The 23,998-nt window shown below is 70.3% G+C and carries 18 protein-coding genes; 17 read left to right on the forward strand and 1 reads right to left on the reverse strand.

From position 1 onward, the window contains the following. The first annotated feature begins 48 nt into the window (after positions 1-48). The 17 genes from J7I98_RS19615 to J7I98_RS19695 all read left to right on the forward strand — a co-directional run bounded on the left by J7I98_RS19615 (position 49) and on the right by J7I98_RS19695 (position 22,527). On the forward strand, positions 49-996 hold the full coding sequence (locus J7I98_RS19615) for a beta-ketoacyl-ACP synthase III (protein ID WP_214922057.1): 948 nt from the start codon (positions 49-51) through the stop codon (positions 994-996). Between the two features lie 143 nt (positions 997-1,139). Beyond that, positions 1,140-1,814 (forward strand): GntR family transcriptional regulator, encoded by a 675-nt coding sequence (locus J7I98_RS19620; protein WP_214922058.1) that lies wholly within the window; start codon positions 1,140-1,142, stop codon positions 1,812-1,814. Positions 1,815-2,107: 293 nt separating this feature from the next. After that, positions 2,108-3,289 carry an ROK family transcriptional regulator gene (locus tag J7I98_RS19625; protein ID WP_214922096.1) on the forward strand — a complete coding sequence of 394 codons (1,182 nt, stop codon included), beginning with the start codon at positions 2,108-2,110 and terminating at the stop codon, positions 3,287-3,289. A gap of 198 nt (positions 3,290-3,487) precedes the next feature. Next, positions 3,488-4,981: a sugar ABC transporter ATP-binding protein gene (locus J7I98_RS19630; RefSeq protein WP_374225154.1), complete on the forward strand. Its 1,494-nt coding sequence runs from the start codon at positions 3,488-3,490 to the stop codon at positions 4,979-4,981. Further along, positions 4,978-6,015, forward strand: a complete 1,038-nt coding sequence (locus J7I98_RS19635; protein ID WP_214922060.1) for an ABC transporter permease — start codon at positions 4,978-4,980, stop codon at positions 6,013-6,015. Before J7I98_RS19630 ends, J7I98_RS19635 begins: the two co-directional genes overlap by 4 nt. 73 nt (positions 6,016-6,088) lie before the next feature. Next, positions 6,089-7,126, forward strand: a complete 1,038-nt coding sequence (locus J7I98_RS19640; protein WP_214922061.1) for a substrate-binding domain-containing protein — start codon at positions 6,089-6,091, stop codon at positions 7,124-7,126. A 59-nt stretch (positions 7,127-7,185) separates the two neighbouring features. Further along, on the forward strand, positions 7,186-8,442 hold the full coding sequence (locus J7I98_RS19645; RefSeq protein ID WP_214922062.1) for a Gfo/Idh/MocA family protein: 1,257 nt from the start codon (positions 7,186-7,188) through the stop codon (positions 8,440-8,442). Positions 8,443-8,456: 14 nt separating this feature from the next. Next, on the forward strand, positions 8,457-9,461 hold the full coding sequence (locus J7I98_RS19650; RefSeq protein WP_214922063.1) for a sugar phosphate isomerase/epimerase: 1,005 nt from the start codon (positions 8,457-8,459) through the stop codon (positions 9,459-9,461). A gap of 349 nt (positions 9,462-9,810) precedes the next feature. Next, on the forward strand, positions 9,811-13,551 hold the full coding sequence (locus J7I98_RS19655; RefSeq protein WP_214922064.1) for a ThuA domain-containing protein: 3,741 nt from the start codon (positions 9,811-9,813) through the stop codon (positions 13,549-13,551). 100 nt (positions 13,552-13,651) lie between these two features. Then, a complete protein-coding gene (locus J7I98_RS19660) occupies positions 13,652-14,803 on the forward strand; it encodes an inositol-3-phosphate synthase (RefSeq protein WP_214922065.1) in 1,152 nt (383 codons plus the stop codon). Beyond that, entirely contained in the window at positions 14,800-16,305 is a 1,506-nt protein-coding gene (locus J7I98_RS19665; protein ID WP_251020882.1) for a UbiA family prenyltransferase, read from the forward strand. The genes J7I98_RS19660 and J7I98_RS19665 overlap by 4 nt, the downstream gene beginning before the upstream one ends. Continuing rightward, positions 16,302-17,201 carry a sugar phosphate isomerase/epimerase gene (locus J7I98_RS19670; protein WP_214922066.1) on the forward strand — a complete coding sequence of 300 codons (900 nt, stop codon included), beginning with the start codon at positions 16,302-16,304 and terminating at the stop codon, positions 17,199-17,201. The genes J7I98_RS19665 and J7I98_RS19670 overlap by 4 nt, the downstream gene beginning before the upstream one ends. Then, positions 17,195-17,953: an EboA domain-containing protein gene (locus J7I98_RS19675; protein WP_214922067.1), complete on the forward strand. Its 759-nt coding sequence runs from the start codon at positions 17,195-17,197 to the stop codon at positions 17,951-17,953. Before J7I98_RS19670 ends, J7I98_RS19675 begins: the two co-directional genes overlap by 7 nt. Then, entirely contained in the window at positions 17,953-18,804 is an 852-nt protein-coding gene (locus J7I98_RS19680) for a TatD family hydrolase (RefSeq protein WP_214922068.1), read from the forward strand. Before J7I98_RS19675 ends, J7I98_RS19680 begins: the two co-directional genes overlap by 1 nt. A 12-nt stretch (positions 18,805-18,816) precedes the next feature. Then, positions 18,817-19,986, forward strand: coding sequence for a metabolite traffic protein EboE (gene eboE, locus J7I98_RS19685; RefSeq protein WP_214922069.1), 1,170 nt, complete (start codon positions 18,817-18,819; stop codon positions 19,984-19,986). Beyond that, a complete protein-coding gene (locus J7I98_RS19690; protein ID WP_214922070.1) occupies positions 19,983-21,434 on the forward strand; it encodes a nucleotide pyrophosphatase/phosphodiesterase family protein in 1,452 nt (483 codons plus the stop codon). The genes eboE and J7I98_RS19690 overlap by 4 nt, the downstream gene beginning before the upstream one ends. A 16-nt stretch (positions 21,435-21,450) precedes the next feature. Next, positions 21,451-22,527, forward strand: a complete 1,077-nt coding sequence (locus J7I98_RS19695) for a sugar phosphate isomerase/epimerase (RefSeq protein ID WP_214922071.1) — start codon at positions 21,451-21,453, stop codon at positions 22,525-22,527. A 31-nt stretch (positions 22,528-22,558) separates the two neighbouring features. On the opposite strand, the gene J7I98_RS19700 is transcribed toward J7I98_RS19695, so the two are convergent. Then, complete coding sequence (locus J7I98_RS19700; protein ID WP_214922072.1) at positions 22,559-23,947, reverse strand: OFA family MFS transporter; 1,389 nt, start codon at positions 23,945-23,947, stop codon at positions 22,559-22,561. Positions 23,948-23,998: the final 51 nt, after the last annotated feature.

A 23,998-nucleotide genomic window follows, 5' to 3' on the forward strand; every position in this document is an offset into this window, starting at 1 on the left:
GAAGACTGGGCCGTTCCGACTGTTCGCAAATGAAAGGTGGAACCGCACATGGCCGGCTCACGTGTCGTCGCGCTCGGGCACTATCAACCTGCCAAGGTGCTCACCAACGACGATCTGGCGGCCATGGTCGACACCAGCGACGAGTGGATCACCAGCCGGGTCGGCATCAGGACCCGCCATGTCGCCGGCCCCGACGAGCCCGTCGACGAGCTGGCCGCCCACGCCGGCGCCAAGGCCCTCGCCGCCGCCGGCATCGGACCCGCCGACATCGACCTCGTCCTCGTCGCCACCTCCACCGCGATCAACCGATCCCCGAACATGGCCGCCCGCGTCGCGGCCCGCCTCGGCATGACCTCGCCCGCCGCGATGGACCTCAACGTCGTCTGCTCGGGCTTCACGCACGCACTCGCGACCGCCGACCACGCGGTACGGGCCGGATCCGCCAGCCGCGTCCTGGTCATCGGCGCCGACAAGATGGCCGAGATCGCCGACTGGACCGACCGTACGACCTGCGTCCTCGTCGGCGACGGCGCGGGCGCGGCGGTCGTCGAGGCGTGCGCGGAGGGCGAGGAGGCCGGTATCGGCCCGGTGCTGTGGGGTTCGGTGCCCGAGATGGGCCACGCCGTACGTATCGAGGGCACCCCGCCGCGCTTCGCTCAGGAGGGCCAGTCCGTCTACCGCTGGGCCACGACCCAGCTGCCGCCCATCGCGCGCAAGGTGTGCGAGCGGGCCGGGGTGACGCCGGAGGAGCTGGCGGCGGTCGTCCTGCACCAGGCGAACCTGCGGATCATCGAGCCCGTCGCGCAGAAGATCGGCGCGGTGAACGCGGTGATCGCGCGCGACGTCGTCGACTCGGGCAACACCTCGGCCGCGAGCATCCCGATGGCCCTGTCCAAGCTGGTCGAGCGCGGCGAGATCGAGTCCGGCGCTCCGGTGCTTCTGTTCGGCTTCGGCGGGAATCTCTCGTACGCCGGTCAGGTCATCCGCTGCCCGTGAGGCCGTGAGGCCGTGAGGCCGTGAGCCGGTGAGGTTCGCGCACGCGGCGTGACGAGGATCTCGGTATACCTCCTACCGAGATCGGTAGACTGTAGACGATAGCCAATATCTGCTCGCCGTTGCTCGTCACGAGGGGGACCGCGATGTTGTCCGCAGGACTGCCGCAAGGGACCGTGCCCAAGCTGGAGCGGCCGGGGCCACTCCGCGAGCGTGTGTACGAGGCGCTGCTCGAACTCATCACGACCCGCGCCCTGCGCCCCGGCCAGCACCTGGTCGAGAGCGAGCTCGCCGGGCACCTCGGGGTGTCCAGGCAGCCCGTACGGGAGGCGTTGCAGCGGCTCAACACCGAGGGATGGGTCGATCTGCGACCCGCGCAGGGCGCCTTCGTGCACGAGCCCACCGAGGAGGAGGCCGACCAGCTGCTCTCCGTACGTACGCTGCTGGAGGCGGAGGCCGCCAGACTGGCCGCCGCCAATGCGGGTTCTGCGGGGATCGCCGCGCTGGAGGCGGTGTGCGCCGCGGGCGAGCAGGCCGTGGCGGACGACGATGTGGATCTGGCCGTGTCACTCAACGCCCAATTCCACGCCAAGGTCATGGAGCTGGCGGGCAACGTCGTACTCGCCGAGCTTGCGGCGCAGGTCGGCCGACGGGTCCGCTGGTACTACACGCCGGTCGCCCGGCAGCGCGGCAAGCAGTCCTGGATCGAGCACCGCGCACTGATCGCCGCGATTTCCGACCGCGACGAGCAGCGCGCCACGGAGATCATGCGGGCCCACACCGAGCACACCCGCACCACCTACCACCAGCGCCAGGCCTAGCTGAAATTTCAGCCGGGCGCAGGAGGTCCAGAGCAGGCCTCCCTTGCGGCCGCCTCCGACTCGATCATTTCTCTCGGCGATCGTGGTGATCGTGGTGATCGTGCGGGCCACGTGTGCCAACTCGGGCCGCGATGCTGCCCGTTCGGCAAGGAACCGGCTTTGTCCTCGGTGTGGAGAAAGTTGTAGTGGATTCCTGCGCAACTTCTTCCCACTCCCGGCAGCCGCTGCTACGTTCCCCTCCAAAGCCCGTCAGAGAGAACGGCCTATGAGGCAGGGAGGGGCACGTGAGACGGATGACGGCTCGACCCGCGAACGCGCACCAGGCGCGACTGCTCCGCCTGCTGCGTGACGGCGGTCCCAACTCCCGTGCCCAGCTTGGTGACCTGGTCGATCTCTCCCGCTCGAAGCTCGCGGTCGAGGTCGACCGGCTGCTCGAAACCGGGCTTGTCGTGGCCGACGGCCTCGCCGCCTCGCGCGGCGGCCGCCGGTCGCACAACATCCGGCTCGCGCCCGAACTGCGCTTCCTCGGCATCGACATCGGGGCGACCTCGATCGATGTGGCCGTCACCAACGCGGAGTTGGAGGTACTCGGCCACCTCAACCACCCCATGGACGTACGGGAGGGGCCGGTCGCCGTCTTCGAGCAGGCACTCGCCATGGCCGCCAAGCTCAGGGCATCCGGACTCGCCGAAGGCTTCGACGGCGCGGGCATCGGCGTGCCGGGTCCCGTCCGCTTCCCCGAGGGAGTGCCGGTCGCGCCGCCGATCATGCCCGGCTGGGACGGCTTTCCCGTACGCGAAGCACTCAGCCAGGAACTCGGCTGCCCCGTCATGGTCGACAACGACGTCAACCTGATGGCAACGGGGGAGCAGCACGCCGGCGTCGCACGCTCCGTGGGCGATTTCCTCTGCGTCAAGATCGGCACCGGTATCGGTTGCGGCATCGTCGTCGGCGGCGAGGTCTACCGAGGCACGACGGGCAGCGCGGGCGACATAGGCCACATCCAGGTGGAACCGGAAGGCCGCGCCTGCGCCTGCGGCAACCGGGGCTGCCTGGAAGCCCACTTCAGCGGCGCCGCGCTTGCCCGCGACGCCGAGGAAGCGGCCCGCTCCGGCCAGTCGGCCGAACTCGCTGCGCGGCTCGAAGCCGCGGGACGGCTCACGGCCGCCGACGTCGCCGCGGCCGCGGCAGCGGGCGACGCCACCTCGCTGGCCCTCATCCGCGAGGGCGGCAACCGCGTCGGCCAGGTCATCGCCGGACTCGTCAGCTTCTTCAACCCCGGGCTCGTGGTGATCGGCGGCGGGGTGACCGGCCTCGGCCACACCCTGCTCGCCAGCGTCCGCACCCAGGTCTACCGTCAGTCGCTGCCCCTGGCGACCGGCAATCTGCCCATAGTCCTGGGCGAGTTGGGCCCTGCCGCCGGCGTGATCGGCGCGGCCAGACTCATCAGTGACCACCTGTTCTCGCCTGCCTGATCCCGGCCGACGCGCACGACCTAAAGCTACAGCTACAGCCGGCCGGCCACTACAGCTGCACCATCACGGCACATCGCCACTGCTTCGCCCTGCCCTGCCTGCTTGTCCCTGCTCGCTCACCGGCCGCCGCCCCAGCCGAGGGGAACCGTCATGGCACCAACGCAAGCCGATCCACCCCTACCTGCACCCCTTCTTACGATGTCCGGCATCACCAAGTCGTTCCCCGGCGTCCGTGCCCTCGACGGCGTGGACCTGGAGGTCCTCGCGGGCGAGGTCCACTGCCTGCTCGGCCAGAACGGCGCCGGAAAGTCCACCCTCATCAAGGTCCTCGCGGGCGTGCACCAGCCCGACGGCGGAGAGATCACCTGGCAGGGCGCAGTGGTCACCCTCAAGTCGCCCATCGCCGCCATGCGCCTCGGCATCGCCACCATCTACCAGGAACTCGACCTGGTGAAAGGCCTGTCGGTCGCCGAGAACATCTTCCTCGGCCACGAGCCGACCACCGCGGGCTTTGTCGTACGCGGCAGGGCGGCCCGCGCCTCCGCCGCCGCCCTGCTCAAACGGCTCGGCCACCCCGAGATCGACTCCGGCAGCCTCGTCGGGTCGCTCTCCGCCGCCCAGCAGCAGATCGTCTCCATGGCCCGCGCCCTCTCCCACGACGTACGCCTCATCGTGATGGACGAGCCGTCCGCCGCCCTCGATCCCGACGAGGTCGACAACCTCTTCCGTATCGTCGCCGGACTCACCGCGGACGGCGTCGCCGTCGTCTACATCTCCCACCGGCTCGAAGAGATCCGCCGCATCGGCGACCGCGTGACCGTGCTCAAGGACGGCCGCGCCGTGGCGGTCGGGCTGCCCGCGAAGAGCACCCCGACGCGCGAGGTCGTCGCCCTGATGACCGGTCGCGATGTGGAGTACGTCTTCCCCGAACGAATCGCGGGCGGACCCCCGGCCGCCGAGCCCGTACTACGGGTCGAAGGGCTGGCCAGGGACGGCGAGTTCGAGGCCCTCGACCTCGATGTCCGCCCCGGCGAAATCGTCGGCCTCGCCGGTCTCGTCGGCTCCGGACGCTCCGAAGTGCTGGAGACGATCTACGGGGCGCGCAAACCCAGCGCCGGGCGCGTACTCGTCGAAGGGCGCCCCCTGCGCCCCGGCAGCGTCCGCGCCGCGGTCCGCGCCGGCATCGGACTCGCCCCCGAGGAACGCAAGGCCCAGGGCCTGCTCATGCTCGAATCCGTCACCCGCAATGTGTCCGTATCGACCCTGTCCCGCTTCTCGCGCGGCGGCTGGCTCGACCGTACGGCCGAACGCAGGGCGGCCCAGAAAGCCACCCGCGAACTGTCCCTGCGCCCCGACAACCCCGACGCCCGCATCCGCACCCTGTCCGGCGGCAACCAGCAGAAAGCCGTCCTGGCCCGCTGGCTGCTGCGCGGCTGCCGCGTCCTGCTGCTGGACGAGCCGACGCGCGGCGTCGACGTCGGGGCGCGCGCCGAGCTGTACGCCGTGATCCGCAGGCTGGCCGACGAAGGCCTGGCCGTACTCCTCGTATCCAGCGAAGTCCCGGAAGTCCTGGGCCTCGCCGACCGGGTGCTGGTGCTCAGGGAGGGGCGCGTCGTACACGCCGCGCCCGCCCGGGAACTCGACGAGCACCGCGTCCTCGACCTCGTGATGGAAGGGAGCCCGACGCCATGACGCAGCCTGCCTCGCCGGCGCAACAGCAGCAGGACGGACCGGTCGTCACCACCAAGACGCCAGCGGCGCAGTCGGCCTGGCGCGCGCTCGGGCTGCGCCTCGACGTACGCAACCTGTCGCTCCTCGGCGTACTCGCGGTCCTCGTCGCGGTCGGCGGTTTCACCAAGCCCGAGCAGTTCCTGGACAGCAGCAACCTCCAGCTCGTCCTCACCCAGGCCTCCGTCATCGGCGTCGTCACCGTCGGCATGACCTTCGTCATCACCAGCGGCGGCATCGACCTCTCGGTGGGTGCGATCGTGGCGCTCGCCTCGGTGTGGGCGACGACGCTCGCGACCCAGGAGTACGGCTTCGCCGGCATCCTCTTCACGGCGGTGATCGTGGGCCTGGCCTGCGGACTCGTCAACGGGCTGCTCATCGCGTACGGCGGGATGGTGCCGTTCATCGCGACGCTCGCCATGCTGGCATCGGCCCGCGGACTCGCCCTCCAGATCACCGACGGCAAGACGCAGATCGTGACCGTCGAGCCGGTACTCGACCTCGGCATCCCGGACGCGTACGTCCTCGGCATCCCACCGCTCGTCCTCGTCTTCGCGGTGGTCACCGTCGTGGGCTGGCTTTTGCTCAACCGCACCACCTTCGGGCGGCGCACGGTCGCGGTCGGCGGCAACGCGGAGGCGGCCAGGCTCGCCGGTATCGACGTACGGCGCCAGCGCCTGTACCTCTACCTGCTGTCCGGACTGTGCTGCGGCATCGCGGCCTTCCTGCTGATCATCCTGTCCGGCTCAGGACAGAACACCAACGGGAATCTGTACGAACTCGACGCCATCGCCGCCGCGATCATCGGCGGCACGCTGCTCAGCGGTGGGCGGGGCACGATCGTCGGCTCCGTACTCGGCGTCCTCGTCTTCACCACGATCACCAACATCTTCGCGCTCAACAACCTGCAGAGCGACGTCCAGCAGATCGCCAAGGGCGCGATCATCGTCGCCGCCGTACTGGTCCAGCGCCGGACGGCGCGCGACGGCGAGGCCTGATCACGCCCCTCCGCCTCCTCCCGCTCCTCCTCTCTCACCGCCCGTACATCCCTGACCGAAGGGTTGAACAGCCATGCCAGAAACCAGTCGCAGAGGACTGCTCTTCGGCACCGCGGCCGTGTCCGCGGGCGCCCTGCTCACCGCATGCACCAGCAATGAGCCCAAGAAGCAGGAGCCGGCGGCCAACAACGAGCCCGCTGCCGACGACAAGCCCGGCAAGAGGGTCACCATCGGTTTCGCGGGTCCGCAGGCCGACCACGGGTGGCTCAACGCCATCAACGAGAACGCCAAGTCGCGCGCCGAGAAGTACTCGGAGGTGACCCTGGAGATCACCGAGGGCTCGAACGACACCGCGGCGCAGATCGGCCAGGTCCAGACGCTGATCAACAAGAAGGTCGACGTACTGGTGATCCTGCCGGCCGACGGCAAGGCCCTCACCCAGGTCGGCCTCCAGGCGATGAAGGCGGGCATCCCCGTCGTCAACCTGGACCGGATCTTCGCATCGCCGCAGGCCTACCGCTGCTGGATCGGCGGCGACAACTACGGCATGGGGCTGAACGCCGGCAACTACATCGGTGAGCAGCTCAAGGACAAGCCGAACGCCAAGGTGGTGGAACTGGCAGGGCTCGACAACCTGGAGCTGACCAAGCAGCGCAGCCAGGGCTTCGCCGACGCCCTCAAGAACTACCCCAACATCAAGCGGGTCGCCCGCCAGGCCGCCGACTTCACCGTCGAGTCGGGCCAGGCCAAGATGGCCCAGCTGTTGCAGGCGCAGAAGAAGTTCGACGCGCTGTGGAACCACGACGACGACCAGGGTGTGGGTGCCCTGCGCGCCATCCAGCAGGCCGGGCGCGACGACTTCCTGATGGTCGGCGGCGCGGGCGCCAAGGCCGCGATGGACGCCATCAAGGCGGACAACAGCGTGCTCAAGGCCACCGTCCTTTACCCGCCCACCATGGCTGCGTCCGCCATCGACCTGGCGCGCGCACTCGGCCAGGGCAAGGGCGTCAGCGGCATGTCCGAGCTGGAGATCCCGGCCTCGATCACCCTCTACTCGGCCGTCGTCACCAAGGACAACGTCGACGACTACCTGCCGACGGGCTTCAGCTGACCGGGCCCGCCCGCCTGCCCCCACCGAGCGAGTGACGAGTCCGACGAGGAGGAATCCGGATGGCCCGTAAGGAAGAGACGGATACGGAGACGGGTACAGGTGCGGCTGCGGAGGCTGCGGCACAGGCGGCGGCCGGTGCGCCGCCCGCGCTCGGCGTCGGCATGGTCGGATACGCGTTCATGGGCGCGGCCCACTCCCAGGGCTGGCGCACCGCGGGCCGTGTGTTCGACCTGCCGGCGCGGCCGGTCCTCGCGGCCGTCTGCGGACGCGACCCGGCGGCCGTACGGGCAGCGGCGGACAAGCACGGCTGGGCAGCGGCGGAGACCGACTGGCGCGACCTCATAGCCCGCGACGACGTGCAGATCGTCGACATCTGCACGCCGGGGGACAGCCACGCGGAGATCGCCGTCGCCGCGCTCGACGCGGGCAAGCATGTGCTGTGCGAGAAGCCGCTGGCCAACTCGGTCGCCGAGGCACAGGCCATGACGGCGGCGGCGGAACGGGCCCGCGCACGCGGCCAGGTGGCGATGGTCGGCTTCAACTACCGCCGGGTGCCCGCCATGGCGTACGCCCGCCGCATGATCGGTGAGGGCAGGCTCGGGGCGCTCAGGCACGTACGCGTCACCTATCTCCAGGACTGGCTCGTCGACCCGGAGTTCCCGCTGGCCTGGCGGCTCCGGCGGGAGCACGCCGGGTCCGGCGCGCTCGGCGACCTGGGGGCGCACATCGTCGACCTCGCGCAGTATCTGGCGGGGGAGCCGCTCGTGGGAGTGTCGGCGATGACCGAGACGTTCGTTCGGTCGCGGCCGCTGCCCGCAGGGGCGTCGGCCGGGCTCTCGGGCGGCGGTGGCGCAGCGGCCGAGCGCGGCGCTGTGACCGTCGACGACGCGGCGCTCTTCACGGGGCGGCTCGCGTCCGGGGCGCTGGCTTCCTTCGAGGCGACGCGGATGGCGGCGGGCCGCAAGAACGCACTCAGGCTCGAACTCAACGGTGAACAGGGCTCGTTGGCTTTCGACCTGGAGCGGCTCAATGAGCTGTCCTTCCACGACCACACCGAGCCGGCCGTCTCCTCCGGGTTCCGGCGGATCCTCGTGACCGAGCCGGAGCATCCGTACCTGGAGGCTTGGTGGCCGCCCGGCCATGCCCTCGGTTACGAACACACTTTCGTCCACCAGGCGCGCGACCTGGTCCACGCCATCGCCACCGGCGCCGACCCGGAGCCGTCCTTCGCCGACGGGCTCCAGGTGCAGCGGGTTTTGGCGGCAGTGGAGGAGAGTGCAGAGAAAAACGCGATCTACACGCCCGTACTCCCTTAGGAGGTCCGTCAGGAATGCCACGTCCATTCACGCTCTTCACCGGCCAGTGGGCCGACCTGCCCCTGGAGGAGGTCTGCCGGCTCGCCCGCGACTTCGGCTACGACGGGCTCGAACTCGCCTGCTGGGGCGACCACTTCGTGGTCGACAAGGCGCTGGCCGACCCCGGCTATCTCGACGGTCGCCGCGCGCTGCTCGACAAGTACGGCCTGAAGTGCTGGGCGATCTCCAACCATCTCGTCGGCCAGGCCGTCTGCGACGCGATCATCGACGAGCGGCATCGGGCGATCCTGCCCGCGCGCATCTGGGGCGACGGCGAGCCTGAGGGCGTACGGCAGCGGGCGGCGGCCGAGATGGCCGACACGGCCAGGGCCGCGGCGGCCTTCGGGGTCCGTACGGTCGTCGGGTTCACCGGTTCCTCGATCTGGCACCTGGTGGCGATGTTCCCGCCGGCGCCGGAACGGATGATCGAACGCGGGTACGAGGACTTCGCCGCGCGCTGGAATCCGATCCTCGACGTCTTCGACGAGCAGGGTGTGCGCTTCGCCCACGAGGTGCACCCGAGCGAGATCGCGTACGACTACTGGACGACGCACCGTGCGCTGGAGGCCGTCGGGCACCGGGCCGCCTTCGGGCTGAACTTCGACCCGAGCCACTTCGTGTGGCAGGACCTCGATCCGGTCGGTTTCCTCTTCGACTTCCGCGACCGGATCTACCACGTCGACTGCAAGGAGGCGCGCAAGCGGCTCGACGGGCGCAACGGGCGTCTCGGCTCGCATCTGCCGTGGGGGGATCCGCGGCGCGGCTGGGACTTCGTGTCGGCCGGGCACGGTGACGTTCCGTGGGAAGACGTATTCCGGATGCTGCGCTCGATCGCGTACGAAGGGCCGGTCTCGGTGGAGTGGGAGGACGCGGGGATGGACCGCCTGACGGGCGCACCGGAAGCGCTTGCCACGCTGAAGCGCTACGACTTCGACCCGCCGACGGCGTCGTTCGACGCGGCGTTCGGTGGGGGAGATTAGCTCCCCTTCGTATTTCAGCCGTCCGGGGTCTGGGGCTTGCCCCCCCCACGCGGCGGCAGCCGCAAATGCCACAGCCGGGAAGGGGCGGGTAGGGACCCCCGCGCCCCTTCCCGGCGGAACGCACCGCCGCCGGGCCGGTCCCGGCTGCGCCCAAACCGCTTTGTCCTGCGTAAGGGCAAAGTTCAACTTCCCTCCCGCACAAGGGCTTTCAGATCCGGACGAACGCCGCTACCGTCCCTGAGGTGTACAGGACATGAGTTGGAATCCGGTGTGACGGCGCACTCCGGTTCCCGTAATCCGAGCGCATCCGCACCCGCCCGTTCAACCGGCTCACTTCCGGAGGACACTCGTGCATAGAAAACGGCTCAACGCACGCAGAACTCTCGCACTCCTCACCAGCAGCCTCCTGGCCGCCACATCACTCGCCCTCACAGCACCCGCAGCCGTTGCAGAAGAGCCCGCCGCCGAGAAGCCCGCCTCCGGCAGCAGCGCCGCCGCCCCCTCCGCCGCGGCCGAGGACTTCCAGCAGGTCACCCTCGCCAAGGGCGAGCCCGAGACGGGCGAACCCATGTCGCTCGCGGTGCTCCCCGACCGCAGCGTCCTGCACACCTCACGCGACGGCGAGCTCCGGATGACCGACGCCGCCGGCAACACCCGCGTCATCGGCACGATTCCGGTCTACTCGCACGACGAAGAGGGCCTCCAGGGCATCGGCATCGACCCGAAGTTCAGCGAGAACCGGCGGATCTACCTCTACTACGCACCCCCGCTGGACACCCCGGCCGGTGACGCCCCCAACGAAGGCACCGCCGCCGAATTCGCGAAGTACGACGGCGTCAACCGGCTCTCCCGCTTCGTCCTCAAGGCCGACGGCAGCCTCGACAACGCCAGCGAGAAGAAGATCCTCGACGTACCCGCAACGCGTGGCATCTGCTGCCATGTCGGCGGCGACATCGACTTCGACGCGCAGGGCAACCTCTACCTGTCGACCGGCGACGACTCCAACCCCTTTGCCTCCGACGGCTTCACCCCCATCGACGAACGCCCGAACCGCAATCCGGCGTACGACGCACGCCGCACCTCCGGCAACACGAACGATCTGCGCGGGAAGATCCTCCGTATCAAGGTGAACGAGGACGGCTCGTACGCAGTTCCCGAAGGGAATCTCTTCGCCCCGGGAACCGCCAAAACGCGCCGCGAGATCTACGCCATGGGCTTCCGCAACCCCTTCCGCTTCAGCGTCGACAAGCCCACCGGCGTGCTGTACGTCGGCGACTACGGCCCCGACGCCGGCGCCGCCGCCCCCAAGCGCGGCCCGGCCGGACAGGTCGAGTTCGCCCGCGTCACCAAGCCGGGCAACTTCGGCTGGCCCTTCTGCACCGGCAAGAACGACGCCTACGTCGACTACGACTTCGCGACGAAGGAGTCCGGCGCCAAGTTCGACTGTGCCGCGCCCAAGAACACCTCGCCGCACAACACCGGACTGACCGACCTGCCACCCGCGCAGGAGGCCTGGATCCCGTACGACGGCGGTTCCGTCCCCGAGTTCGGCACCGGCTCCGAGTCCCCGATGGGCGGCCCCGTATACCGGTACGACAAGGACCTCGACTCCCCGGTGAAGTTCCCCGAGGCGTACGACGGCGACTTCTTCGCGGGCGAGTTCGGCCGGCGCTGGATCAAGCGCATAGAACAGGACGTCAACGGCGCTGTACAGTCCATCAACCCCTTCCCCTGGACCGGCACCCAGGTCATGGACTCCGCCTTCGGTCCCGACGGCGCGCTGTACGTCCTCGACTACGGAACCGCCTGGTTCGGCGGGAACGAGAACTCCGGGCTCTACCGCATCGAGAACGCCACCGGCGGGCACTCCCCGGTCGCCGAGGCCGCCGCCGACAAGACATCCGGAATCGCCCCGCTGCGCGTGAAGTTCTCCTCGGCAGGGACAACGGACTCCGACGGTGACGCCCTCACCTACTCCTGGGCGTTCGGTGACGGCGGAAAGTCGACCGCTGCCAACCCCACGTACACGTACAAGCAGAACGGCACGTACACCGCGACCGTGACCGCCAAGGACACGACCGGGCGTACGGGATCGGCGAGCGTACAGGTCGTGGTCGGCAACACGGCGCCCAAGGTGACACTCGAACTGCCCGGTGACGGACAGCTGTTCAACTTCGGCGACGACGTGCCCTTCAAGGTGAAGGTCACCGACCCGGAGGACGGCACGGTCGACTGCGCCAAGGTCAAGGTGACGTACATCCTCGGCCACGACAGCCACGGCCACCCGGTCACTTCGGTCAACGGCTGCACCGGCATCATAAAAACGCCGAGCGACAGCAGCCACGACCCCAACGCCAACATCTTCGCGGTCTTCGACGCCGAGTACACGGACGGCGGAGGCGGCGGCCAGGCCCCGCTGACCAGCCACGACCAGAAGGTGCTCCAGCCCAAGCAGCGCCAGGCCGAGCACTACTCCACCCAGAGCGGCGTGGCGCCGCAGAGCAAGCCGACCGCGCACGGCGGCAAGACCGTCGGCGACATCAGCAACGGTGACTGGATCGCCTTCAAGCCCTACCGGGTCGGCGACGCCACCTCGCTCACCGCGCGCGTCTCGTCCGGCGGAGCCGGCGGCGCCCTGGAGGTCCGTACCGGATCACCGGACGGCCGGCTCATCGGCTCCACCGTCGTCCCCGTGACCGGCGGCTGGGACGTCTTCCAGAACGTCACCACCACCATCAAGCGGCCCCCGGCCGGGACGACCACCCTCTACCTGGTCTTCAAGGGCGGCGCCGGAGCCCTCTACGACGTCGACGACTTCACCTTCTCCACGGCGAAGTCCGACGCGATCCCCAAGAAGCGCGTCCTGGTCTTCTCCAAGACCGCGGGATTCCGCCACGACTCCATCGGCACGGGCATCACCGCGCTCAAGGAGCTCGGCGCGGAGCGTGGAATCGTCGTCGACGCCACCGAGGAGGCGAAGCAGTTCACCCGCGAGAACCTGGCGCGTTACGACGCAGTGGCGTTCCTCTCCACGACCGGTGACGTGCTCAACGCCGACCAGCAGACGGTCTTCGAGCAGTACGTCGCCGACGGCGGCGGCTACATGGGCATCCATGCCGCCGCCGACACCGAGTACGACTGGAAGTTCTACGGCGGACTCGTCGGCGCGTACTTCGACTCGCACCCGCAGATCCAGCCCGCGACCGTACGCGTCGAGGACCACGACCATCCCGCCACCACGCACCTCGGCTCCACCTGGCAGCGCACCGACGAGTGGTACAACTACCGCACCAACCCGCGTGAGCAGGCCCGCGTCCTGGCCACCCTCGACGAGACCAGCTACACCGGCGGGAACATGAAGGGCGACCACCCGATCGCCTGGTGCCAGCCGTACGAGGGCGGGCGCTCCTTCTACACCGGCGGCGGCCACACCAAGGAGTCGTACGCCGAACCGGCCTTCCGCAAGCACCTGCTGGGCGGAATGCTGTACGCCGCCGGGATCACCAAGGCCGACTGCACGCCCTCGAAGGACTACCGGCCGATCTTCAACGGCGAGACCCTCGACGGATGGAAGCAGGCGGGTCCGGGGTCCTTCGAGATCAAGGACGACCGCACGCTGAACTCCGTCGGCGGCATGGGCATGCTCTGGTACCGGGCCAAGGAGTTCACGTCGTACTCCCTCAAGCTGGACTGGAAGATGGCGGGTGACGACAACTCCGGGATCTTCGTCGGCTTCCCGGCCTCCGACGACCCGTGGTCGGCCGTCAACAAGGGGTACGAGATCCAGATCGACGCGTCCGACGCCCCCGACCGCACCACCGGCTCGGTCTACGGCTTCAAGGCGGCGGACAATGCCGCACGTGACGCCGCGCTCAACCCGCCGGGGGAGTGGAACTCCTACGAGATAAAGGTCGAGGGAGAACGGCTCCGCATCTACCTCAACGGCGTGAAGATCAACGACTTCACGAACACCGATCCCGCGCGCAGCCTGGCCCAGGGCCACATCGGCATCCAGAACCACGGCGCCGAAGACCAGGTCGCCTTCCGCAACATCAAGGTCAAGGAGCTCGCCGCGAGGAGTGGCTCCTAGACCGGCAAACCCAGGACCGGCGGCGGGCGGGAGCACGCCGAGCCCCCGCCCGCCGTCCCTCACTCCAGTTCACCCCATCTCTCCGGCAGGGAGGCAGTCCGTGACCACCCAATCCGACGGGACAGCAGCGGCCGCGACGCACACGGCACGGACCGGAGTGTGGTTCGTCGGAGCACGCGGCTCCGTTGCCACGACCGCCGTCGCGGGCTGCGCGGCCCTCGCCGCCGGGCTCCACGCGGCGCACGGCATGGTCACCGAGAGCCCGCCGTTCGAGGAGAGCGGCCTGGCGCCGCTGTCCTCGCTCGTCTTCGGCGGGCACGACACGGTGAGCTGCCCGCTGCCCAAACGGGCCGAGGAACTGGAGGCCGGCGGCGTCCTGCCGTACGGGCTGGCCTCGGCGGTACGCAGCGAACTCGCAGCAGCGGAGCGGGAGACAAGGACGGGTGGGCCGCTCCCCGGCGACACGCGCAGCGAAGCGGAACTCATCGACACCTTCGCCGCACACCTGCTCGACTTCGCTCACAGGCAGCGCCTGGACCGGGTGGTCGTCGTCAACGTCGCCTCGACAGAACCGGCGCCGGCGGCGGGCGACCTCTCCCTGCCGCCCAGCTCCCTCTACGCGACGGCCGCGCTCCGGGCCGGCTGCCCGTACGTCAACTTCACCCCCTCCACCGGGCTGCGCGCCGCAGCCCTCCAGGATGCCGTCGCGGCCAGCGGACTTCCCCACGCGGGCCGCGACGGCAAGACGGGCCAGACGCTGCTCCGTTCCGTACTCGCCCCGATGTTCGTGCAGCGCGCCCTGTCCGTACGGGCGTGGTCCGGCACGAACCTGCTGGGCGGCGGTGACGGAGCGGCGCTGGCCGACCCGGCTGCGGCGGCGGCCAAGAACGCCGGCAAGAACCGTGTCCTGGCGGACACTCTGGGCGCCCTTCCGGAGGGCAACGTCCACATCGACGACGTACCGGCACTGGGTGACTGGAAGACAGCCTGGGACCACATCGCCTTCGAGGGCTTCCTCGGCTCGCGGATGACGCTCCAGACGACGTGGCAGGGCTGCGACTCGGCGCTCGCGGCGCCACTGGTCCTGGACCTGGCCCGGCTGCTGGCCCGCGCCCATGAGGTGGGCATCTCGGGTCCGCTCCCAGAGCTGGGCTTCTACTTCAAGGACCCGGACGGCGGTGCACCGGCGGCGCTGGCGGAACAGTACGCGGCGCTGCTCGGCTTCGCGGCCCGCCTGCGGGAGGCCCGATGACGCCCTCCTCCACGCTCGGCGCATGGGCGGAACTCCTGCGCATCTCGGCCCTGTTCACCATCCCGGGGGACGCCCTGGCGGGCGCGGCCTCCATCGGCGTACGCCCCGACCGGGGCACCGCACTGGCCGTCGGGGCTTCGCTGTGCCTGTACGAGGCGGGCATGGCCCTGAACGACTGGGCGGACCGTGAGGAGGACGCGGTGGACCGCCCGCACCGCCCGATCCCCTCGGGCCGCATCACCCCGCCGGCCGCCCTTGCGGCGTCCGCGGCCCTGACCGTGACGGGCCTGACGCTGGCGGCGGGGGCGGGTCGTCCGGCGCTGGCGGTGGCAAGCACACTGGCGGCCACGGTCTGGGCGTACGACCTGGGCCTGAAGCACACCCCGGCGGCCTCGGCCACGATGGCCACGGCGCGGGCCCTGGACCTGTTCCTGGGCGCGGCGGCGACGGGAAGGGGGCGCGGCCCGCTGAAGGCCCCACCCCAACCCGTTCCTTCCCGGACGGGGGCGCCGCCCCGGCCACCGGTCCTCAACCGCCGGACAGGCAGGTCGGCAGCGGGACACGGCGGCGGGGCGCGGAAGGCACTGGCCGTGGCCGGCGCCGGTCCTGGCCTGGTGCCCGCCCCCCAGGGGTTGAGGGACGCGGGGTGCTCCGCGATACCGGCAGTTGACGGCGCCGGGGTGGCATCCGCGCTGCGCCGCCTCACGTCACCCGGCACGCTGGCCGCCGCCGCGATGCTCGGCGCGCACACCTATGCCGTTACGGAGGTCTCGCGCCGCGAGGCGCACGGCGGCTCGACGGCGGCACCGCTGGCCGCCCTGGCAGCGGCCACGGTGCTGGCCGCCCTGGTCTCCCGCCAACGCACCCCTGAGGCTGCCCCGACCCTGCGGCGCGAAGCTGCCGCACCGGGGGGCGCGGGGGCGTCGGCCCCCACGTTCACTCCCTCCACGCCTGGGGGGCCAGGGGGCTTGCCCCCTCACGCGGCGGAGCCGCAAGTGTCACAGCCGGGAAGGGGCGGGTCAGGGGAGATTCCGCAGCCACAGCCCGACCCCGCGAACCAACGCTGGTGGCCCCGGGCTGGCGCGGGGTCCGCACCCGTTCCCGAACCGTCCCACCCAAGGCCATCCGCCGACCTCGCGCACACCCCCAGCGCGGTGGCGCCCCGGGGCGCCGGTTGGGGGTCCCGGGTGGGCACAGGGAGCACACTCACCCCCGCACCCAACCGCTCCCCGCACAAAGCGATCCGCATCGCCACCCACCTCGCGACCCCCGCCGCCCTCGCGGCCGCCGCCTATTTCCGCACCGCCGCCAACCCCCTCCTCCACGCCGCGCTCAACCCCTCCCCACCCCTCACCCAGCGCGCCGTGGGCGGCGGGATCCGGGCCATGATCCCGTTGCAGGCCGCACTCGCGGCCCGCAGTGGCGCGGTCGGTACCGGAGTGGCGCTCATGGGGCTCGTACCCCTCGCCCGGAAGCTCTCGCGAAAGGTGAGCCCCACATGACCGGCGCCCCCGCCCCGATCCGCTTCGGCTACGGCACCAACGGCCTCACCGACCTCCGCCTCGACGACGCCCTCGCCCTCCTCGCGGACCTCGGCTACGAAGGCGTCGGACTGACCCTCGACCACATGCACCTCGACCCCCTCGCCCCCGAACTCGCCGCCCGCACCGGCCGAGTGGCGCGCAGACTGGCACAACTCGGCCTGGGCGTCACCGTCGAGACCGGCGCACGGTACGTCCTCGACCCCCGTCGCAAACACGGCCCGTCCCTGCTCGACCCGGACCCCGAAGGCCGCGCCGCCCGCGCCGACCTGCTCGTCACCGCCGTACGGGTCGCCGCCGACCTCGGGGCCCACGCCGTGCACTGCTTCAGCGGTGTCACCCCCGAGGCGACCCGGGCCGACACCGCCTGGCAGCGGCTGACGGAGGCCATGACCCCGGTCATCGGAGCCGCCGCCACCGCCGGCGTACCCCTCGCTGTCGAGCCCGAACCCGGCCACCTCCTCTCCACCCTCGCCGACTTCCATCACCTGCGCCGCGCCCTGGGCGACCCGGCTCCCCTCGGTCTCACTCTCGACATCGGCCACTGCCAGTGCCTGGAACCGGCCCCGCCCGCCGACTGCGTACGCGAGGCTGCCCCCTGGCTTCGGCACGTCCAGATCGAGGACATGCGCCGGGGCGTCCATGAACATCTGCCCTTCGGCGAGGGCGAGATCGACTTCCCTCCCGTCCTGGACGCACTGGCCGCCACCGGCTACGAGGGCCTGACGGTCGTCGAACTGCCCCGCCACTCACACGCCGGGCCCGACCTGGCCGAGCGCTCCATCCGCTTCCTGCGCGCGGCGGAGTCCCGGGCGTCCGACCGCCACGCCGCACCGGCAGGAGGCGAGCGATGCTGACCGAACTGATCAGCAGCGCACCGGCACCCGCCCTGCAAGCCGCACTCGAAGCCCGCCTCGCCGGCGCGAGCCGGGCGTGGCTGCACGAGGCGCTGGCGGAGGCCGAAGCAGTGGCGGAGGCCCAAGCGGTGGTGGAGGCCCAAGCAGAGGTGGAGGCCCAAGCAGAGGCCGAGGCCGCCTCACCCCGCTCAGCCCACCAGTGGGGCCTCCCCACCTGGGAGCGCCGCTTCGCCGAGGCAGGACGCCACTGCCGTACGGCCCTGGTGGGCCAGGAAGGCGAGGACCTGGCCGACGCCGCCCGCGTCCTCCTCCTGCACGCCGTACAGCCCGACCACGCCACCACCACCCGCCTCTACTCCCAAGGCACCGCCGCCGAGCGCCGCGCCGTGCTGCTCGCCCTGCCCCACCTGGGCGGACTCGGCGACCAGGCCCTGCCGCTGGTCGAAGACGCCCTGCGCACCAACGACACCCGTCTCGTCGCCGCCGCGGTCGGCCCGTACGCCGCCGAGCACCTCGACCAGCACGCCTGGCGTCACGCCGTACTCAAGTGCCTCTTCACCGGCGTGCCGGTCGACGCCGTCGACGGCCTCCCCCTACGTGCCCGGCACGACGCCGAGCTCGCCCGGATGCTCCGCGACTACGCCGCCGAACGCACCGCCGCAAGCCGCCCAGTGCCGGACGATCTCCACCGCGTCCTCGCCCTCACGGCCGGCCCGGACCTCACGGCCGCCGCCCCCACAGAGGAGTCCTGATGCGCATCTTCGACCCCCACATCCACATGACCTCCCGTACCACGGACGACTACGAGGCGATGTACGCCGCCGGTGTGCGCGCCGTCGTCGAGCCGTCCTTCTGGCTGGGCCAGCCCCGCACCTCGCCCGCCAGCTTCTTCGACTACTTCGACGCACTCCTCGGCTGGGAGCCGTTCCGCGCCTCCCAGTACGGCATCGCCCACCACTGCGCGCTCGCCCTCAACCCCAAAGAGGCGAACGACCCCCGCTGTACCCCCGTTCTCGACGAACTGCCCCGCTACCTCGTCAAGGACTCCGTCGTAGCCGTCGGCGAGATCGGCTACGACTCCATGACCCCCGCCGAGGACACCGCCCTCGCCGCCCAGCTCCAACTCGCCGCCGAACACGGCCTGCCCGCCCTCGTGCACACCCCGCACCGCGACAAGCTCGCCGGTCTCCACCGCACCATCGACGTCATCCGCGAATCGAACCTCCCCCCGGGCCGTGTCCTCCTCGATCACCTCAATGAAACAACCGTAAAGGCCGCCACTGACAGTGGCTGCTGGCTCGGCTTCTCCGTCTACCCCGACACGAAGATGGACGAGGACCGCATGGTCGCGGTCATCAAGGACCACGGCACTGAAAAGGTGCTGGTCAACTCGGCCGCGGACTGGGGAAAGAGTGACCCGCTCAAGACCCGCAAGGTAGGTGACGCCCTGCTCGCCGCAGGCTTCACCGAGGACGACGTCGACCAGGTCCTCTGGCGCAACCCCGTCGCTTTCTACGGCCTCAGCGGCCGCCTCCGCCTCGACGTGTCCGAAGTCCCGGAGCCGCTCCACGAGGGCAACTCCATCCTTCGCGGCGGAGAATGAGGGGGAGCCAGTATGCGCTTCCGTCACCCCGACGGCTCCACCGTCCACCTCGCGTACTGCACCAACGTCCACCCCGCCGAAACCCTCGACGGCGTACTCGCCCAGCTCCGTGACCACTGCGAGCCCGTACGCCGACGCCTCGGCCGGGACCGCATCGGCATCGGCCTGTGGCTGGCGAAGGACGCCGCGCACGCCCTGATCACCGACCCGGCGGCGCTGCGCGGCCTGCGCGCCGAACTGGACCGGCGCGGACTCGAAGTCGTCACACTCAACGGCTTCCCGTACGAAGGATTCGGCGCCGAAGAGGTCAAGTACCGCGTGTACAAGCCGGACTGGACCGATACCGAGCGCCTCGCCCACACCACCGACCTCGCCCGCCTGCTCGCCGCGCTCCTCGCCGACGACGTCACCGAAGGCACCATCTCCACCCTCCCGCTCGCCTGGCGCACCCACTTCGACGCGACCGGCGCCGACACCGCCCGCGCGGCCCTCACCACGCTCGCCGAACGCCTCGACGCCCTGGAAGAGCTGACCGGCAAGTCCATCCGGATCGGCCTGGAACCCGAACCCGGCTGCACTGTCGAGACCACCGCCGACGCCATCGGCCCGCTCACCGCGCTCGCGTCCCGCCGCATCGGCATCTGCATCGACACCTGCCACCTCGCCACCTCCTTCGAGGACCCCGCGACCGCCCTCGACGCGCTGACCGCCGCCGGCGTCACCATCCCCAAGGCCCAGCTGTCCGCCGCCCTGCACGCCGAACACCCCCACCTGCCCGAAGTACGCGAAGCCCTCGCAGCCTTCGCCGAGCCCCGCTTCCTCCACCAGACCCGCACTGCCACAGCCGCCGGCCTGCGCGGCACCGACGACCTCGACGAGGCGCTCGCCGGTACGGCGCTCCCGGACGGCGCCCCCTGGCGTGCCCACTTCCACGTCCCCCTGCACGCCCCGCCCGCCCCACCGCTCACCTCCACCCTGTCCGTACTCCAGGACACGCTGACCCGCCTCGTCGGCGGCCCGGCGCCGCTCACCCGTCACCTGGAGGTCGAGACGTACACCTGGCAGGCGCTCCCAGCCGAGCTGCGCCCCCGTACCCGGGCCCAGCTCGCGGACGGTATCGCCGCCGAACTCACCCTCGCCCGCGACCTCCTGGTCGATCTCGGACTCAAGGAGCTGCCGTGACAGAGACAGAACAGGCAGAACAGACAGAGCAAGCACAGCAGGCGGAACGAGCAGCACAGCCAGAGCGCCCCACCCCGCTCCTCGTCCTCGACGTCGTCGGCCTCACCCCCCGCCTCCTCGACCACATGCCCCACCTCAAACGGCTCGCCCAGTCCGGCTCCCACGCCCCCCTCGGCACCGTTCTGCCCGCCGTCACCTGCGCCGCCCAGTCGACCTTCCTCACCGGCACCACCCCCGCCGAGCACGGCATCGTCGGCAACGGCTGGTACTTCCGCGACCTCGGCGAAGTCCTCCTCTGGCGCCAGCACAACGGCCTCGTCTCCGGCGACAAGATCTGGGACGCCGCCCGCCGCGCGCACCCCGGCTACACCGTCGCCAACATCTGCTGGTGGTACGCGATGGGCGCCGACACCGACATCACCGTCACACCCCGCCCCGTCTACTACGCCGACGGCCGCAAGGAACCCGACTGCTACACCCGGCCCCCCTCCCTGCACGACGAACTCACCGACAAGTTCGGTACGTTCCCCCTCTTCCACTTCTGGGGCCCGGGCGCCGACATCGTCTCCTCCCGGTGGATTGTCGACGCCACCCGTCACATCCTGCGCACCAGCCACCCCGACCTGGCCCTCTGCTACCTCCCGCACCTCGACTACGACCTCCAGCGCTACGGCCCCGACGACCCCCGCGCATTCCGGGCCGCGGCTGAACTCGACGCCGTGGTCGCTCCACTGCTCGCCGACGCGAAAGCCGAGGGCCGTACCGTCGTCGCGCTCTCCGAGTACGGCATCACCCGGGTCTCCCGCACTGTCGATATCAACCGGGCGCTGCGCCGCGCGGGACTCGTCGAGGTCCACACCCAGGACGGCATGGAGTACCTCGATCCCATGGCGTCAAGGGCGTTCGCCGTCGCCGACCACCAGCTCGCGCACGTCTACGTACGCCATCCCGAGAACCCCGAGAACATGGCAGCTGCCCGCGCCGCACTCGCGGACGTCGAAGGCATCGCCGAACTCCTCGACGACGAGGGCAAGAAGAGCCACGGACTCGACCACCCCCGCTCCGGCGAACTCGTCGCCGTAGCCGAACCGGACGCCTGGTTCACGTACTACTACTGGCTCGACGACACCAGAGCGCCCGACTTCGCCCAGCTCGTCGAGATCCACCGCAAGCCCGGCTACGACCCCGTCGAGCTCTTCATGGACCCCCTCGACCCGTACGTACGCCTCAAGGCAGCCAAGGCCCTCGCCCGCAAGAAGCTGGGCATGCGCTACCGCATGGCGGTCGTACCGCTCGACCCCTCACCTATTCGCGGCAGCCACGGCCGCCTCCCCGAGAGCGACGAAGAAGGTCCGCTCATCCTGTGCTCCACCCCCCGCGCTGTCACCGGCCGCGTCGCGGCCACCGATGTGAAAGCTCTGCTCCTTCAGCTTGCCGGACTGCACTGACAAAGGAGTTCCACGCATGAGTCCCCAGAGTCCCCTGAGCCGCCCGAGCCGCAAGACCACGACCGACCCCGAACTCGTCCACAAGCTCTCCAGACGCGGCATGCTCGGCGTAGCCGCGGGCGCCACCGCTGCCGCCCTCCTCGGCGCGACCGCACCGACCGCCGCCGCAGCACCGACCACAGCCGCAGCCCAGGCACCGGGCCGCGGCCGCCCCGTCCTTCCCCCCGGCCGCCTCGGCATCCAGCTCTACTCCCTCCGCGACAAGGTGAGCACCCTCGGTTTCGCCAAGGTCTTCGCCGAGCTGGAGCGCTTCGGTTACGACGAGGTCGAGTACGCCGGCTACACCCAGGGCTCGGCGGGCCCCATCACCCTCGCCCAGCTCCGGCAGCTCACCCGGGACCACGGCCTGCGCGGCATCGGCAGCCACGTCGGCTACTACGCCGACGGCAACCCGAACGCGTACACCTTCGCCCAGAACCTGACCAAGGTCCTGGACGACGCCCAGGCCCTCGGCCTCAAGCACATCGGCACGGCATCCGGGCCCTGGCGCTACGGCGCGACCGTCGACGGCTGGAAGCAGGCCGCCCAGGACTTCAACACGTACGGCGCCGCAGCCAAGGCGCGCGGCATGAAGTTCTACCAGCACAACCACGCGGAGGAGTTCTCCTTCGCCACCGACAAGCCGGACGTCCGCCTCTACGACGTACTCCTCGCCGAGACCGACCCCGACCTGGTCTATCTGGAGATGGACATCTACTGGGCGTACGCCGCCCAGTTCCGCTTCTCCAAGCGGGTCGACGGCACCCCCGCCCCGTTCGACCCGCTGCGCTACGTCCTGAAGCAGCCCGACCGCTACCCGCTTTTCCATGTCAAGGACGGCGAACACGACGCATCCGCCCGCGACGGCTACCGGATGGTGGACGTCGGGGACGGAGACATCGACTACAAGCGCTTCATTTCGGCGGTCTCCAAGACGCCCGGCGGGCGCCGTGACCACCACTGGCAGGCGGAACACGACAACCCGGCCGAGTCGTTCGCCTTCGCCCGCAAGTCCAGCGCGCACCTGCACTCACTGCGCGAGAAGGACTGCTAGAGCTGGGGTACGGGTAGTGCCGGGGTACGGGCTAGATCGCGTCCCGGCTGATCGGCTGCGGGTTCGGCTCAATGCGCCGGGCCCGCCGCCGCCCGGGCGGGTGCAGGAAGATGGCGATGAAGCCGGCGAACAGGGAGATCGAGCCCGCCAGTACGAACGCCCCGCCGTAACCCCAGGCGCCCACGACCACCGCGCCCATGCCCGAGCCGAGCAGCCCGGACACCAGCTTGGAGCTGTAGACCAGACCGTAGTTGGAGGCGTTGTTGTTCTCCCCGAAGTAGTCCGCCGTCATCGCCGCGAACATCGGGAAGATCGCGCCGCCGCCGAAGCCGGAGATGCTGGAGAACAGCAGGAACAGCGGCAGGTTGTTGATGTTGCCCGAGAAGAGGATTCCGTACTGGGAAAGCCCCAGCACGATGCAGACGAAGATCAGGCACTGCTTGCGGCCGTACCGGTCGGAGAGCCAGCCGATCACCCCGCGCCCGGTCCCGTTCACGATCGCCTTCAGGGACATCGCCGTGGCCACGATGCCGCCTGCGAAACCGGCCTCGTCACCGAACGGCACCTGGAAGGCGATGCCGAAGATGTTCACCCCGGAGGTGCACAGCAGACAGAACCACATCAGCGGGACACGGCCGGTCTGCCAGGCCTCCCTGGGGGTGTACTGCTTCACGGCCGGAGGGTTCTTCTCCAGCGCGCGCCGCGCCCGCGGGTCGTCCGGCTTGCGCAGCGGATCGACCTCCGCGGGCCACCAGTTCTTCGGCGGGTCCTGGAAGAAGTACCCCGCGAAGGCCACCACGCCGGCGAGGAAGACGCCGACGGCGACCAGCACCCAGCGGAAGTTCGTCAGGTCCATGTAGCCGGTGAAGAGGAAGACGAACGGCACGGAGCCGTAGGCGAATCCGCCGTTGACGAAGCCGGTTTTACCGCCCTTGCGCTCCGGGTACCACTTGCCGACCATGTTTACGCAGGTCGCGTAGACCATGCCGGCGCCCATGCCGCTGAACATGCCGAAGCCGAGGTACGCGACGATCACATGCGGCGCGAAGGCCAGCGACAGATACCCGAGCAGGGTGCCCAGCGCGCCCAGCATCATCGCCCAGCGGGCCGGCAGCCTGCCGCTCTCCCTCAGTTTTCCGGCCGGGAAGGCCACCGCGGCCTGGAAGAATACCCACACGCCGAGCATCCAGAAAATGTGCTGGCTGCCCCAGCCGTGCGCGGTGTGCAGAGTGTCCTCGGCGGACGCGAACGCGTACTCCGCCGAGCTGATGCCCATCATTCCGACCCAGGGCAGGATGACCATCCACTTGCGTGGTCGTCCCATGATGTCCACGTCGGTCTCGCCGAGCCGGTACATCCGGCCGTTGGCGTCCGTCACCTCTCTGTAGGAGACGGGTGTGGATATGTCAGTTGTCGCCATGTCGATCGAACCCCTTGCGTCGAAGAAGCCTGGCCAGCGCCCCCTGTCCGT

Source organism: Streptomyces sp. ISL-98 (genome assembly GCF_018614055.1).
Lineage (GTDB): Bacteria > Actinomycetota > Actinomycetes > Streptomycetales > Streptomycetaceae > Streptomyces > Streptomyces spiramyceticus.

Coding starts and splice junctions, on each gene's coding strand:
- J7I98_RS19645 (WP_214922062.1), top strand. CDS start 7,186: ATGGCCCGTAAGGAAGAGACGGATACGGAGACGGGTACAGGTGCGGCT.
- J7I98_RS19635 (WP_214922060.1), top strand. CDS start 4,978: ATGACGCAGCCTGCCTCGCCGGCGCAACAGCAGCAGGACGGACCGGTC.
- J7I98_RS19620 (WP_214922058.1), top strand. CDS start 1,140: ATGTTGTCCGCAGGACTGCCGCAAGGGACCGTGCCCAAGCTGGAGCGG.
- J7I98_RS19670 (WP_214922066.1), top strand. CDS start 16,302: ATGACCGGCGCCCCCGCCCCGATCCGCTTCGGCTACGGCACCAACGGC.
- J7I98_RS19630 (WP_374225154.1), top strand. CDS start 3,488: ATGTCCGGCATCACCAAGTCGTTCCCCGGCGTCCGTGCCCTCGACGGC.
- J7I98_RS19665 (WP_251020882.1), top strand. CDS start 14,800: ATGACGCCCTCCTCCACGCTCGGCGCATGGGCGGAACTCCTGCGCATC.
- J7I98_RS19700 (WP_214922072.1), bottom strand. CDS start 23,947: ATGGCGACAACTGACATATCCACACCCGTCTCCTACAGAGAGGTGACG.
- J7I98_RS19680 (WP_214922068.1), top strand. CDS start 17,953: ATGCGCATCTTCGACCCCCACATCCACATGACCTCCCGTACCACGGAC.
- J7I98_RS19625 (WP_214922096.1), top strand. CDS start 2,108: ATGACGGCTCGACCCGCGAACGCGCACCAGGCGCGACTGCTCCGCCTG.
- J7I98_RS19675 (WP_214922067.1), top strand. CDS start 17,195: ATGCTGACCGAACTGATCAGCAGCGCACCGGCACCCGCCCTGCAAGCC.
- J7I98_RS19695 (WP_214922071.1), top strand. CDS start 21,451: ATGAGTCCCCAGAGTCCCCTGAGCCGCCCGAGCCGCAAGACCACGACC.
- eboE (WP_214922069.1), top strand. CDS start 18,817: ATGCGCTTCCGTCACCCCGACGGCTCCACCGTCCACCTCGCGTACTGC.
- J7I98_RS19650 (WP_214922063.1), top strand. CDS start 8,457: ATGCCACGTCCATTCACGCTCTTCACCGGCCAGTGGGCCGACCTGCCC.
- J7I98_RS19640 (WP_214922061.1), top strand. CDS start 6,089: ATGCCAGAAACCAGTCGCAGAGGACTGCTCTTCGGCACCGCGGCCGTG.
- J7I98_RS19615 (WP_214922057.1), top strand. CDS start 49: ATGGCCGGCTCACGTGTCGTCGCGCTCGGGCACTATCAACCTGCCAAG.